We start from the raw sequence: 13,546 nt of genomic DNA, 5'->3' as shown, positions 1-13,546 counted from the left end.
TTATTCTTCGGTCAACGCGGAACCGGCGCGGTCGAGCAGCGGCTTGAACAGGTAGTTGAGGAGCGAACGTTCGCCAGTGCGCACGAACATTTCCGCCGGCATGCCGGGTTTGATCACCAGGCCGTTGAGTTTTTCCATGGCCTGATCGCTGACGCTGCTGCGCAACACGTAGTACGGCACGCCGGTTTTCTCGTCGACCATCTGGTCGGCAGAAATCAGGCTGACTTCGCCGGGCACCCGTGGGGTTTTGCTCTGGTTGAACGCGGTGAACAGGATGTCGACCGGCAAGTGCGTGCCGACCTTGTCGATCAGGTTGATCGGCAGGTGCCCTTCGACTTCCAGGCGCGTGCCTTGCGGGACGATTTCCAGCAGGGTTTCGCCCTGACGCACCACGGCGCCTTCGGTGTGCACACCGAGGTTGACGGCCACGCCATCAGCGGTGGCGAGGATTTCGCTGTGTTGCAGGTCGAAACCGGCGGAGGTCAGTTGCTCGGACAGGGTGACGCTTTTCAGTTGTGCGTCGGCCAGCTGGGTGCGGACCTCCTTCTGGTATTCCTCGCCGTGCTGTTGCAGTTTCAGCCGGGATTCAAGAATGCCCTGCTCCACCCGGCCGCTTTCACCGGTGTTCTCGGCCAATTGCTGCTGAACCTGGGACAGCTGACGCTGGTATTCCATCAAGCGGTTGCGCGGTATGTAGCCGTTGTCGGCCAGCGGTTGCAGGTTGCTCAACTGCTGTTGCAGCGAATCAGCTTGCGCGTTCAGGTCAGTTCGGGCGCGGCGCATGCCCGCCAGCTGCGCGGTGGCGCCCTCGATGCTCGCGCGCAGGGCGGCCTGTTCGCGGGCAAACGCTTCGCGACGGCTGCTGAACAATTGCCGCTGACCTTCCAGCACCAGCGCCAGGCGCGGATCGGCGTTGTCGCTCAGTTCTGCCGGAAACGTCACTTGTTTGAGGTTGTCACGCTCGGCCTGCCAGCGCGCCAGGCTGGCCCAGGCCATGCGGTATTGCGCCTGAAGTGACTGCACGTCGGCGGCAACCTGGGTCTGGTCGAGGCGGAACAGTGGCTGGCCCTGCTTCACGATTTCGCCTTCACGCACCAGAATCCGGCTGACCACGCCGCTGCTCATCGACTGCACGGCCTTGCGCTTGCCCGACACCACCACGGTGCCCTGCACCGGAATGCCCTGGTCCAGCGGCGCCAATGCCGCCCAGGTGAAGAAGCTGCCGGCGCCGACCAGCGCCAGAATCCAGCCCATGCGGGCGAAAAATCTGGCGTCGCGTTCCGGGCGCTCGGTGATGTAGTCGTGTTCCATCGTGGCTTCGTTTTGCGTGTTCATGCTCGCGCTGCTCATACACCCGAATTCCTTGTAGTCGGCTGATACTGGCGGCTCATGCTGAGCCCGGCCGGTGCTTGCGCAGGTTTTTCGTTTGGTTGTGGCGGGTTGCCGGGCTGGTTACCGGACAGTGCCTTGAGCACATCATGGCTCGGGCCGAAGGCCTGCAGACGGCCGTCGTTGAGTACCAGCAGCTTGTCGGCCTGAGCCAGTACCGAAGAACGGTGGGTGACCAGTACCACGGTGGTGCCCTGGGCCTTGAGCTGCACGATCGCGCTGGACAACGCGGCTTCGCCGACGGTGTCGAGGTTGGAATTCGGCTCATCCAGCACTACCAGGCTCGGGTTGCCGTACAGCGCACGGGCCAGTGCCACACGCTGTTTCTGGCCGCCGGACAAACCGCTGCCGTCCTCGCCCAATTGCGTGTCGTAGCCTTGTGGCATGCGCAGGATCAGTTCGTGCACGCCGGCCTGTTGCGCGGCAGCCACGACCTTTTGCGGGTCAGCTTCACTGAAGCGGGCAATGTTCTCGGCGATGCTGCCGCTGAACAGCTCGATGTCCTGCGGCAGATAGCCGATATACGGGCCGAGCTGATCGCGGTTCCAACGGTGGATGTCGGCGCCGTCCAGACGCACCGTGCCACCAAGGGCCGGCCATACGCCGACCAGCACACGCGCCAGGGTCGATTTGCCGGAACCGGAGGCACCGAGCACGCCCAGCACTTCACCGGCCGCCAGGTTGAAGTTGACCATGTGCAGGGTCGCGGAGCGTTGACCCGGAGGGCCGGCGCTGACTTGTTCAAAGGTGATCTGGCCTTTCGGCGCCGGCAGCGCCATGGCGTCATCGCTCGGCGGGAAAGCTTGCAGCAACGCATCGAGGCGACGGTAAGCCAGCTTCGCCCCGCTCCACTGCTTCCACACGGCGATCAACTGGTCGATCGGGCTCAGTACCCGGCCCATCAGAATGGAGCCGGCGATCATCATCCCGGCGGTCATGTCACCCTTGATCACCAGCAGTGCGCCGAGGCCCAGCACCAGCGATTGCAGGCACAGACGCAAGGTTTTGCTCAGCGAGCTGATCACCGCGCCAGTGTCGCTGGCCTGATTCTGCAGGCCGAGGAAGCGCGAGTGCACCTGGAACCAGCGCTTGCGCAAGGCGCCCAGCATGCCCATGGCTTGAATGGTTTCGGCGTTGTGCAAGTGGCTGGTGGCCAACTGGCTGGATTTCTGCGAATAACCGGCGGCTTCGCCCAGCGGCTTCTTGGTCATGTATTCGTTCAGGCACGCCAGCGCGATCAGCAGCAGCGCTCCCGCTGTGGCCAGCACGCCGAGCCAGACGTTGAACAGGTAAATCACAAACAGATAAACCGGGAACCACGGCGCATCGAAGAACGCGAACAGCGCAGGCCCGGTGACGAATTGGCGAATGTGGGTCAAGTCGCCCAGGGACTGCCCGGCGTTACCCTCGCCCTTGAACAGGTTGCGTTCGAAAGCTGCCTGATAGACCCGCAGATTGAAACGGCGCTCGAGCTGGCTGCCGATGCGGATCACGATAAAGCTGCGCACCACTTCCAGCAGGCCGATAAACGCGAAGAAACCGACGACCATCAGCGACAGCATCGCCAGGGTAGTTTCGTTCTGCGAAGACAGCACCCGGTCGTAGACCTGGAGCATATATATGGAAGGCACCAGCATCAGCACGTTTATCAGTGCGGTAAAGCATCCGACGCTGATCAGAATGCTTTTATAGTCACCCAATGCCTTGAATAAGGGAGCGGTGGCTTGGGCCTTCGCCATCTTCATTGATTATTCCTGAAATGGTATTTCCCGCCCTGCTTGGCGAGACTTCAAATTAATTGCTCGCCATGAAAGCGAGACATACACCGCCAGCATTTGCTTACACTTCAATAACAACTTCCCCGATTAAAACCGGCCTCCGTGTTATTGCACTGCGGCTTATAACTGTAACGGGGTGCTTTATATTTAAACTGTCAGTCGGTTTTGGTCATCAAGGTTGCTGTACAGCACGCTTGAGTGTAATCACCAGGCCCGACTTCAAAGTGCTCAGATAAAGCCCATCACGTTGTCGGCTGAAAAACTGGATTCTTGAGCCTTCCTTGCCAGTGATCGACAGACCGTCAGGATCGGGGAACCAGCCGATGGCCGCGTCCTGCAACCACGCGCTCAGGCAATCGGCACCGTTGCCCAGCGTCTGGTTGGCTTCAAGGTCGATCAGGCAAGTGTTCGACGGTTTGTCCTGCAAAGCCTGTGCCTCTGGAGCGTCGTTGCGGTCGCTCAGGGTCGCTTGCCACTGCCCGGCAAATACCGATGGGTCTTCGAGTCTCAGGCTGCTTGCCATGGTTGTTTCTCCGGAAATCATCAGCATCGGCAACAGATACGCCGCCGCTTTGCGGGTAAAAGCGAATTGGATCATAGGAAATTTCACTCCGGCACGTAGCCTTGCTTACCGGTCACGGCGATGCAAGTGAAGAAAGCGGCGCATGACGCGCCGCTTTCCCGTGTTACATCACGCCACGATGTCGCTGGTGGCTGCCTGGCCAACGGTGCTGACCTGGAAATCAGCCACGCCGTGACCGGAGAAGTCCACTGACAGCAGGCTGTTGCCGCCCGAGGACGTCAGAACCGCATCACCCGCCGCGCCGGTGAAGGCGCTGACGAAGTGCAGGCCGGCGCCCTTGGTGATACCGGTCAGGTCGATTTTGTCGAGACCGCTGACGAAATCGAGGATCTGATCGATCGCACCCGGCTTGGAGTCGGAGCTGGCTGCGAACACAAAGGTGTCCGAACCCGCGCCGCCCCACAGCTTGTCGGCGCCACCGCCACCCCAGATGATGTCGTTACCGGCACCGCCCTTGAGCTCGTTGGCCGCGCTGTTGCCGATCAGCAGGTCGTTGCCCGAACCGCCGATCGCGTTCTCGATGGTGACGCCCTTGGCGATGGACACGTTGCCCACCAGGCCGCCAACGTCGGAGAACGAGGCTTCATTGAGGTTGATCTTCTGGTTCTGAGTGAAGCCCGAGAAGTCGAAGGTGTCCTTGCCGCCCGCATCCCACACCGAAAACACCAGCTTGTCGGCCGACGACGAGGCGCTGAGGAAATCGCGACCGGCGTTGGAGTTGAAGCCGTAGGTGGTATCACCGGTTCGGGTGGTCATGTTGGCGCCGTAGAGCTTCTGGATCGCGGCGATGTCATCCATCAGCGGACCGGAGGAATAGGCTTCCACGCCGCCCTTGCTGAAGTTCTGGCTGGTGTTGCTTTCGCTCCAGTAGCTCATGACGCTGTAGCCGCGGGTGTCTTGCCCGTAGGTCGCGTCGTTGTAGGTCGGGTTGCCGTTGCCGGCGTTGTAGTCGCCCGGGTGCGCCAGGCCAAGCGTGTGGCCGATTTCGTGGGTCAGGGTCTGACGGCCGTAGTTGTTCAGGTCCGGGGTCTTGTTCTGCGTGTAACCGCTGTTGATCAAGTACCACGAAGTGCCGTCGTAACCCGGACCGGTGCCCGGCAGGTAGGCGAACGCTGCTGCGCCGTCCACGCCACCGCTGTAGTTGGCGAAGGTCATGTGGCCATCACCGCCCGACGCTTTCTCGGTGAAGGTCACGTTGGCCACATCGGCCCAGGATTGCATGGCGAGCACGGCCTGGGCTTTCTGTTGAGCACTGAACTGACTGAACCCGGTGATCCCGTGCTTGTTCATCGTGCTGGACGATACCGAAGTCAGGAACGTGTAGGTAAGTTCGATCTTGCCGCTGCCATCCTTGTCCTGGTAGGCAGCGCCGTCGCGCAGCAACTGGGTTGCGGCCTGGTCGACGGAAAAGGAGGGTTTGCCATTGACCGTGAGGTTACCGCCACGATCGTACTGATGGCTGAAGCTATTGATCTGGTTATACGCCGTGCTGGTCGCTGCCAGAGGTTGCGGCGCCGCGTTCAGCTCAAAAGCCTGTTCGGCGGTATCAATAGCGTTAGCTTTTACTTTCGACATAAACACACTTCCTTGTTTAGCAATGGAACAGTTTTTGTCCGATAGCGACAACCTCTGGCGAGATTGTCCTATCACTCGCCCAATGAAGGCGTAAGAAACCTGACACAATTTGAAATCTGTCGTCTAGCATTTTTTCGAGATCAAATTGAACTGTTCCGGGAAACTCCCGTAAACAAAGCACGTGCCGCCGAAAGAAGTTTGAAAGTGTGGTGAGGCTGCCTAATTGTCTGACGATTTCTTATTTAAATATTAAATATCGGTAAGTTGTTTTTTGTTAGCAGCGTCTCACTTTGCTGCACTTTACCGATGCAATGCCAGTGGTTTGATATCAAGTTGATCCAACAGAACATAGTCAGGCGAGGGCTGTGCCGCCCTCGCCTTTGTTCCTTCAGCTGCCGGTTCGAATCTTGTTCCACACCCGTGTCCGGATCCGGTCTATGTTCAGCGGCATCGCTTCCAGCGCGAACAGCTTGCCCATCATTTCCGGGCTCGGATAAACCTTGGTGTCGTTCTTGATCGCCGGGTCGATCAGGCTGTCGGCCTGTTCGTTGCCATTGGCGTAGTGCACGTAGTTGCTGATGCCGGCCATCACGTCCGGGCGCATCAGGTAGTTCATGAACGCATAGCCGGCCTTCTCGTCCGGTGCGTCGGCGGGCATGGCGACCATGTCGAACCAGATGGCAGCGCCTTCCTTGGGAATTTCGTAGCCGATGTCGATGCCGTTCTTCGCCTCTTTGGCGCGGTTTTCCGCTTGCAGGATGTCGCCGGAGAAACCGACAGCTACGCAGATTTCGCCATTGGCCAGATCGCTGGTGTATTTCGAGGAATGGAAATAGCTGACATACGGCCGCACTTTCATCAGCAGCGCTTCAGCTTTCTTGTAGTCCTCGGGATTCTTGCTGTGGTGCGGCAGCCCCAGGTAATTGAGCGCCGCCGGCAACAGTTCCGGGCCGTTGTCGAGGATTGCCACACCGCATTTCTGCAGTTTTTCCATGTATTCGGGTTTGAAGATCAGATCCCAGGAATCCACCGGCGCGTTGTCACCCAGCGCAGCCTTGACCTTGGCGATGTTGTAGCCGATGCCGGTGCTGCCCCACAGGTACGGAAAGCCGTGTTCGTTGCCCGGATCGTTGGTCTGCAAGGCCTTGAGCAACACCGGGTTGAGGTTCTTCCAGTTCGGCAACTGGCTCTTGTCGAGTTTCTTCAGCGCCCCGCCTTCGATCTGCCGCGCCATGAAGTGGTTGGACGGAAACACCACGTCGTAACCGGATTTGCCGGTCATCAACTTGCCGTCGAGGGTTTCGTTGCTGTCGTAGACGTCATAGGTGACGCCGATGCCGCTGGCCTTTTCGAAGTTCTTGGTGGTGTCCGGCGCGATGTAGTCGGACCAGTTGTAAACCTTGACCGTATCCGCCGCCTGAGCGAGGGAAACGGCGAGCATCAAGGGTGCGAGCGCGAGGGTCTTTCGGATCATGGATCGATTCCTGTATTGGCTATTGTTGTTGGCAGGCAATCAAAAGGATCAAAACGTCAGAAAATCAGGACATAGGTCTTGCGTACGGTTTCCTGGATGTCCCAGATCCCGAGCGTATTGGCCGGCAACATCAGTGCGTCGCCACCTTGTATGTGCAGGGTTTCGCCGCCGTCGTCCGGGGTGAACGTGCAGCGACCGGAAATGAAATGGCAGAACTCTTGAGCAGTGATCTGCCGGCGCCAGCGACCTGGGGTGCATTCCCAGACGCCGGTTTCGACGCCGTCGTCGCGCTCGACGCTGGTGGTCGAGGCAATCGCCACTGGCGTGCCGAGCGGCACGGCCACCGGGTTGGACTCATCCAGTTGCAACGTGGCGGTGTTCTTGAATTGGGTGATGCTCATGGCGTTACCTGTCTGATAGTAAACAACGTTTAGTGCATGAAACCTTCCATGAACCCGGCCACCTGGCTGGCAAGCTTGCGCCGCCAGGGCGCAGTCGCCGGGTTGGCCAGGGTCTGGTCTTCGTGGACGAAGCTTTTGATGATCGCGTTGTATCCAAGCCAGCGGCATGGCTCTGGCTCCCAGGCCCGCAGTGCGTGGATCCCGCCGTCGGGCAGCACCCACGGTTGATGCGTCAGCTCGGTGTCGCGCTCGAGAATCAGATCCGCCAGCGTCCGCCCGCCCAGGTTGGAAGCGCCGACACCCTCCCCGCCATAGCCGCCGGACAGCGCGATGCCGTTGGCCCGTTCGCAGAGCATGTGCGGTTTGAAATGCCGGGACATGCCGAGGTTGCCGCCCCAGGCGTGGGTGATCTGTACGTTTTTCAGTTGTGGGAACAGTTCGCCGAACAGGTAGCGCCGCAGTTCGACTTCATCGCGGGTCAGGTCGAAGTTATGCCGCAGTTGGCCGGCGAATTGATAACCGCCACGGGCGCCAAAGATCAGGCGGTTGTCGGCGCTACGCTGGCCGTAAGTGACCTGACGGCTGAACTCGCTGAAAGCCTGGCCCCGACTGAGGCCGATTGCATCCCAGGTCGCAGCGGGCAACGGCTCGGTGGCGACGATCAGGCTTTGCACCGGTAATTGATAACGACCCAGCGGTGGCAGCGTGACGGAATAGCCTTCGATGGCCGGAACGATCCAGCGACTGCGCACGCTGGCGTTGTCGGTCCGAAGGCTGCCGGACTGCCAATGGGTCACCGGGCTGTTTTCGTAAATCTTCACCCCCAGGCCTTCGACGGCTCGCGCCAGACCGCGCACCAGTTTCGCCGGGTGAATGGTCGCCACATGCGGGGCGAAGATGGCGCCGTAGGGTTTGGCGATGCGCAGCTGCTGCGCCAGTTGTTCGGGGCTGAGCCAACGGTAATCGTCGTCGGTCAGGCCCTGGGCGTGGAGCTTTTTCAGGTAGTCGCGAAGATTGGCTTCCTGCTCGGGATAGCGCGCGGCGCAATACAGCACTCCGCCCTTACGGTAGTCGCAGTCGATGCCTTCGCGTTCCAGGACGATTTCTACTTCATCGGGAATGCTGTGCAACAGGTCGAACGAAGCGCGGCGTTGTTGCGGTGACAGGCCCGCCAGCAAACGATCCTCGCCCAGCAGATTGCCCATCAACCAGCCGCCGTTGCGACCGGACGCGCCGAACCCGGCGGTTTGCGCTTCGATGATGGCAATGTTCAGGCTCGGCGCCTGTTGTTTCAGGTAGTACGCCGTCCACAGTCCGGTGTAACCGGCGCCGATGATCGCCACGTCGACATCCAGGTCCTGCGCAAGCGACGGGCGCGCGGTCAGCGGCTCGTCGAGTTGGTCCATCCACAAACTGATAGTGCGCCACGCCGGCATGCAAGACTCCGCCAATCCAGGTTTCGATGGCGTCGATCCTAGTGGCTGGACTCAGGGATTGTCTTGCGCGCGTGTCCGCAAAGAAATTTGCTTCGCATAAGCTTTCGGCGACTGCCCGGTGTGCTGGCGAAAGCAGCTATAGAAAGCCGACAGTGAATTGAACCCGGCGGCGAAGGCCAGCTCATCGATGCGCAGCGGCGGCGTAGCGTTGTCCAGCGACTGCAATAGATGTTGCAGACGCGCCTGATTGACGTAGCGGTAGAAGCTTTGCCCCAGCACCTGATTCAGCAAATAGGAAATCTGGTTGCGGCTGTACCCGCACTCCTTCGCCACCCGTTGCAGGTCGAGCTCCGGATCGAGATACGGTTGCTGGCGCTGGAAATACTGCTGCAAGTCATCGGCCATGAAGCTCAACTGGCGCGGCGACAGGCCCAGGCGACTCACCGCCGGACGCTGGCGGGTTGTCGTCGGACTTTCAGCCTGTTCGCGCACCAGCGAGGCATATTCGTTGACCCGCCAGATCCGCCCGTCCTTGACCGCGATCGCTTCACTGGAGCGAAACGACACCAGCCCGTTACCACCGCGCAACGTCACTTCGTATTGAATGAAGGCGGTGTTGCCGTCGATACGGATGCGGTCGCAATGCTCCAGTGCTTCGTCGGACTCGCGCGGCATGCTGACCCGAACGTACTCGCGCAACTCGTCGAGGCCGAGCACGCGGTTCTGGAAGAAATCGTTGTACTGGATGTCCGGGTGGTACAGCGCCATCACGCCATCCAGGTCCCGGTGTTTCCAGCACAGGTGATAGCGCATGACCGTCTCGGCCGTAGCCTGGCTCTGATCCGGGCCGTCATCATCGGCGTGCATAAGAGACTCTTGGAAAAAGAACCGAGCTTGCCCAACTTCCGGCGCTGCTTCAACAACCGGTGGTGATGGCATTTTGGCGACGATTGGGGTGGACCGTGACTTACATCAAAAGAATCCTCGCAATCGCTAAATGAACTGAAAATTCTCACAGGAATTTCACATTCAGATGCTACTTTTAAAGGCAGTCACCGGTTGAGCCAATGAAGGCTCTTCCCACCTACCATGAGCAAACGGAAGCGCTCGATGAAGAAGGCGGGCAACACATGATCAAAGGGTCAAGCAAAGTCACGTTCCCCAATGCCTGCCAGCTGATGCGCTGGCATTTTCATCCCATGGGTTTCGAGGCGACCATGGATGCGCCTGGCAGTCTGGTCGCTCGCCTGTTCGATCGGGCCAGCGGCGAAACCTTGATTGCCATCGCCGGCATCCCCTGTGCCACGGTGATGAACGCGGCGGATGTGGAGCGAATAATCGAAGCGGTCGAGGATGAGCTCGAGGCTTTCATTCCTCCGCAATCTCTCAAGAGTTATGCATAAGTTTATGATTTAAAACAAAAAGCCCGCTTTACGCGGGCTTTTTTATAGTCGCTGGAGTCAGGCTGTTTTCTTGTCTGGCCGATGATCGACGAAGAACGGTTTACCCTTGGCCACCCGATCCGAAGCTCGAGGCATGTTTGCCGCCTGAGTGTCTTGAGGCTCGACATACCAATAGCAATGGCTGACCGCCCGAGTGATGCCAACGTAAGCCAGACGCAGAATTTCGTCTTTCTGCGCGCTGTCGTACGGTTCGCTGTCGCCGGCCTTGCCCAGTCCGGCCATGCGGTACACCTGATTCTTGTACGGTGAGCTTGTCAGATGCTGGCAGTCACCCAGCAGGAAAACCGCGTCGGCCTGCAGACCTTTTGCGCTGTGATACGTCAGTTGCTTCAGACGCCGGGACTCGTACGGTAAGCTCGAATCCACATTAACTACAGACTGAATATGCTGCTCTATCAGTAACTTATCGCTACTTTTTCGATAGAGCATCAGGATTGAATCGCCCTTTTGGTAGTGTTCCGCCAGGCGCTGGCCGAGTGCCTGATCGTCGCGTTCCAGCACGTTGACTGGCTGCAACGGCCTCTCCTCGCCGCTGGCCTTGGCCTTCTTGCCCGGGATCGCCGGCGCTGCCCGAACGATGTGTTCTGCCGCGTCGATGATGTGCTGATGGCTGCGATAGTTGTCGCTGAGCATCACCCGGGTCGTGCTCGGCGACGGGAACTCCTTGTTGAATTCCATGAAGTAGCTCGGCGAACTGCCGCGCCAGCCGTAGATCGATTGCCAGTCATCGCCCACGCAAAGCAGCGACGATCGCTGCGCACCTCGTCCGACGTGCATGGCCGGGCCGCGACTGCGTATTTCCGAGAGGCTGGCGCGGATCCACGAGACGATCTGCGGTGAAACGTCCTGAAACTCATCGATCATCAGGTGCGACATTGGCCGCAGCAGTTCATCGCTGAGCAATTTGAAGTTTTCCGGTGAGTGCTCGCTGAACAGGGCAAACATCCGGTTGTAGGTCATGACCGGCGGCTTTTGATCCAGCAAGTGATCTTCCAGCGCTCGCCAGAACAGGCTTAAAGCTTCGAAGAAAAACCGGTCCGGATCGTCCTTGGCGAAATTCATGCGGCCAACGGCGTCCGGAACATCCAGGCCCAGGTTCTCGATGAAGCCTGCGGCAGCGACAAAACAATCGAGCAACGGCGCGGATGCCAGCTCGCCTTTGACCTTGTAATCGAAGCCCGGGCCGGCGCTGGCATCGCCCGCCAGCGTGGCCAATACACGTCTGGATGATTCGTAACTATCAAGCCATATCAACGGCTTACGGCAGAAAGCTTGAAACAGGGTGCGTTTGACTGCCCACTCTGCACGAACCGTCAGCTTGGCGTTGGGACGGCAAACCTGCGAGTTTTCCCGAGGATCGAAACCCAACACGACCCAGGCATCCAGGCTCGGAATGTAACCATGGCAATGGAACGATGCGCCGTTGATTTCGAATGTCTGGCGGCTCGGCTCGATGCCCTTGATCGGCCAGGCGCCCGCGCGCAGCCACATGTCTTCGATCATGTCGCACAGCTCTTCATCGCGACGGGCCGCCAGTTCTGTCACAGCGACGCGTTTTTGCACGTCCGGGTGATCGCGTTCCAGCTCTTTAAGCTGCAAGGCGTGCCGGGACAGCGGCTGGATCAGTTGCGCAAAGCGCGGATCTTCTTTGTAGAGACGGTGGTAACAGGCGTTGAGCTGCTGGCGCTGCGCGTCGTTGATGCGCAGATCGAACGGATTGCTGTCGACGTCTTCATCTGCACCCTGCGCGCGGTGGCTGAGGTTTTCGAATGCCTGCAAGCGCTCGAACCCCGGCAGGCTACGAACCATCGGCAAGATCCGCGAGTGGAAGGTGCGCACTAGATCCCGCGCGTCTTTCTGACTGAGTGCCCGACCCCACAATGCGAACAGTTCGATCAGTTTGCTGATGAAATCCTTGCGCGACTCGCGGGTGAAGGTCACCACGGTCATCGAATCCAGCTCAAATCCCAAGTAGTGAGTCAGCAGCAGGATCCGCAGCACCAGCGTGGTCGACTTGCCGGCTCCGGCGCCGGCGATCACCGAGGTTGACGGGGTATCGCTGAAAATCATCTTCCATTGCGCCACGCTTGGCTGGGCGTGCGCAGGCAGCAGGCGTGCGACGTCGGCTTTCATGCGCTTCTTCAGTTCTGCGCTGAGCGGCAGGCGCCAGTCGTCGAACAGGTGGTTGTCGATACCCGGTGGCCGATGCTCGGTATTGCGGCTGTCGCGAATCAACAAGACCTGGCGACCCTCTTCCAGCCCGTCAGCCTTGCCTTCCTTGTACCCGTAATCCACGCCGGCGGTATGCCCGCTGCGAAAACCGTCAGCCTGGCCGTGCAGCCACGAGGCACGGTGCTGAGCACGCAGCTGCGTCAGACCGTGGCCAAGGAAACGCGCCGCCAGGCGTTTGAACCAGGGCATTTCAGCCAAGGGACGAAGTTCGGGGGGAAGATCGGGGGTGTGTTGCGCCACGCTGACGGACTCCGGATGTGAGGCTGTTGAGGGCTATGGTGTCTGCATTTGCTTTTTTGTTCTAGCGAAATGCTTACAGGTCATTGGTTTAGGCGATGAATTGAAGGTGGGATGAGACGGTTTCGAGCTTTTTTCATATCAACCGATTCGATTGGAATGCCGCAGTTTTTACGCTTTTTCTCGATGGTTGACTGATAGATGATGGCTGCCATCAATCACCGGTCTCGCTTCGTGGCTCAGGCATCACGCCCCATGACGAACCTTTTGAGGAGACGATCATGCTTGAACTCAGACCTTTCAGCTCGCTGGGCGGCGCCCATCACGGCTGGTTGGATGCCCATCACCATTTTTCGTTCGCCGAGTACTACGATCCACAACGCATGAGCTGGGGCAACCTGCGTGTATGGAACGACGACATCATTGCCGCCGGCACGGGCTTCCCTACCCACCCGCACCGTGACATGGAAATCATCACTTATGTGCGTGAAGGTGCGATCAGCCACCAGGACAACCTGGGCAACAAGGGCCGCACCGAGGCTGGCGACGTCCAAGTGATGAGCGCCGGCACCGGGATCGCCCACAGCGAATACAACCTGGAAGCCACGGACACCAAGATTTTCCAGATCTGGATTCTGCCGATCGAAACCGGCGCACCACCGTCCTGGGGCGCCAAACCGTTCCCGAAAGGCGACCGCGAAGGTTTCGTAACCCTCGCCAGCGGCAAGACTGGCGACGATCAGAGCCTGCGCATCCGCGCCGACGCACGCCTGGTGGCGGCCAATATCAAGGCCGGGGAGACTGCTGAATATCGCCTCGATGCAGGACGTCGCGCGTATCTGGTTCCGGCGACGGGCGTCATTGAAGTCAACGGCTTGCGCGCACAAGCTCGAGACGGTGTGGCGGTGGCTGATGAACAAGTGCTGACCGTCACGGCGCTGGAAGACAGCGAGATCGTGTTGGTGGATCTGGCCTGAA

11 protein-coding genes are annotated in these 13,546 nt (G+C 59.5%); 2 read left to right on the top strand and 9 right to left on the bottom strand.

The annotated features are described in order from the left end of the window. The 8 genes from PDR5_RS14460 to PDR5_RS14425 form a co-directional block, all read right to left on the bottom strand. The gene (locus PDR5_RS14460; RefSeq protein ID WP_039768319.1) at nucleotides 1-1,350 is read right to left on the bottom strand and encodes an HlyD family type I secretion periplasmic adaptor subunit; all 1,350 of its coding nucleotides are present in this window, start codon (nucleotides 1,348-1,350) and stop codon (nucleotides 1-3) included. Next, nucleotides 1,347-3,134, bottom strand: coding sequence for a type I secretion system permease/ATPase (locus tag PDR5_RS14455; RefSeq protein WP_064596529.1), 1,788 nt, complete (start codon nucleotides 3,132-3,134; stop codon nucleotides 1,347-1,349). Before PDR5_RS14455 ends, PDR5_RS14460 begins: the two co-directional genes overlap by 4 nt. Before the next feature lie 205 nt (nucleotides 3,135-3,339). Beyond that, a complete protein-coding gene (locus PDR5_RS14450) occupies nucleotides 3,340-3,765 on the bottom strand; it encodes an AprI/Inh family metalloprotease inhibitor (protein WP_156669335.1) in 426 nt (141 codons plus the stop codon). A 93-nt stretch (nucleotides 3,766-3,858) separates the two neighbouring features. Next, nucleotides 3,859-5,325, bottom strand: a complete 1,467-nt coding sequence (locus tag PDR5_RS14445) for a serralysin family metalloprotease (protein WP_064596527.1) — start codon at nucleotides 5,323-5,325, stop codon at nucleotides 3,859-3,861. A gap of 388 nt (nucleotides 5,326-5,713) precedes the next feature. After that, entirely contained in the window at nucleotides 5,714-6,799 is a 1,086-nt protein-coding gene (locus PDR5_RS14440) for a polyamine ABC transporter substrate-binding protein (RefSeq protein ID WP_064596523.1), read from the bottom strand. A gap of 56 nt (nucleotides 6,800-6,855) precedes the next feature. Beyond that, nucleotides 6,856-7,200, bottom strand: coding sequence for a cupin domain-containing protein (locus PDR5_RS14435; protein WP_064596520.1), 345 nt, complete (start codon nucleotides 7,198-7,200; stop codon nucleotides 6,856-6,858). Between the two features lie 29 nt (nucleotides 7,201-7,229). Then, nucleotides 7,230-8,636, bottom strand: a complete 1,407-nt coding sequence (locus tag PDR5_RS14430) for an NAD(P)/FAD-dependent oxidoreductase (protein ID WP_064596517.1) — start codon at nucleotides 8,634-8,636, stop codon at nucleotides 7,230-7,232. Between the two features lie 51 nt (nucleotides 8,637-8,687). Next, nucleotides 8,688-9,503, bottom strand: a complete 816-nt coding sequence (locus PDR5_RS14425; RefSeq protein WP_064596514.1) for a helix-turn-helix domain-containing protein — start codon at nucleotides 9,501-9,503, stop codon at nucleotides 8,688-8,690. Between the two features lie 263 nt (nucleotides 9,504-9,766). On the opposite strand from PDR5_RS14425, the gene PDR5_RS14420 reads away from it, so the two are divergent. After that, the gene (locus PDR5_RS14420; protein ID WP_064600817.1) at nucleotides 9,767-10,039 is read left to right on the top strand and encodes a DUF1652 domain-containing protein; all 273 of its coding nucleotides are present in this window, start codon (nucleotides 9,767-9,769) and stop codon (nucleotides 10,037-10,039) included. A gap of 57 nt (nucleotides 10,040-10,096) precedes the next feature. On the opposite strand, the gene PDR5_RS14415 is transcribed toward PDR5_RS14420, so the two are convergent. Next, nucleotides 10,097-12,571, bottom strand: coding sequence for a UvrD-helicase domain-containing protein (locus tag PDR5_RS14415; RefSeq protein ID WP_064596511.1), 2,475 nt, complete (start codon nucleotides 12,569-12,571; stop codon nucleotides 10,097-10,099). A 278-nt stretch (nucleotides 12,572-12,849) separates the two neighbouring features. On the opposite strand from PDR5_RS14415, the gene PDR5_RS14410 reads away from it, so the two are divergent. Continuing rightward, the gene (locus PDR5_RS14410) at nucleotides 12,850-13,545 is read left to right on the top strand and encodes a pirin family protein (RefSeq protein ID WP_064596508.1); all 696 of its coding nucleotides are present in this window, start codon (nucleotides 12,850-12,852) and stop codon (nucleotides 13,543-13,545) included. Nucleotide 13,546 lies beyond the last annotated feature (1 nt).

The sequence above is a fragment of the Pseudomonas sp. DR 5-09 genome (genome assembly GCF_001655595.1).
GTDB classification, from domain to species: Bacteria; Pseudomonadota; Gammaproteobacteria; order Pseudomonadales; family Pseudomonadaceae; genus Aquipseudomonas; species Aquipseudomonas pharyngis.
This window is presented reverse-complemented; position numbering and strand designations above follow the sequence as displayed.

Excerpts from the sequence above, each read along its gene's own strand:
- PDR5_RS14460 (WP_039768319.1), bottom strand. The coding sequence starts at position 1,350 with ATGAGCAGCGCGAGCATGAACACGCAAAACGAAGCCACGATGGAACAC.
- PDR5_RS14455 (WP_064596529.1), bottom strand. The coding sequence starts at position 3,134 with ATGAAGATGGCGAAGGCCCAAGCCACCGCTCCCTTATTCAAGGCATTG.
- PDR5_RS14450 (WP_156669335.1), bottom strand. The coding sequence starts at position 3,765 with ATGATCCAATTCGCTTTTACCCGCAAAGCGGCGGCGTATCTGTTGCCG.
- PDR5_RS14445 (WP_064596527.1), bottom strand. The coding sequence starts at position 5,325 with ATGTCGAAAGTAAAAGCTAACGCTATTGATACCGCCGAACAGGCTTTT.
- PDR5_RS14440 (WP_064596523.1), bottom strand. The coding sequence starts at position 6,799 with ATGATCCGAAAGACCCTCGCGCTCGCACCCTTGATGCTCGCCGTTTCC.
- PDR5_RS14435 (WP_064596520.1), bottom strand. The coding sequence starts at position 7,200 with ATGAGCATCACCCAATTCAAGAACACCGCCACGTTGCAACTGGATGAG.
- PDR5_RS14430 (WP_064596517.1), bottom strand. The coding sequence starts at position 8,636 with ATGCCGGCGTGGCGCACTATCAGTTTGTGGATGGACCAACTCGACGAG.
- PDR5_RS14425 (WP_064596514.1), bottom strand. The coding sequence starts at position 9,503 with ATGCACGCCGATGATGACGGCCCGGATCAGAGCCAGGCTACGGCCGAG.
- PDR5_RS14420 (WP_064600817.1), top strand. The coding sequence starts at position 9,767 with ATGATCAAAGGGTCAAGCAAAGTCACGTTCCCCAATGCCTGCCAGCTG.
- PDR5_RS14410 (WP_064596508.1), top strand. The coding sequence starts at position 12,850 with ATGCTTGAACTCAGACCTTTCAGCTCGCTGGGCGGCGCCCATCACGGC.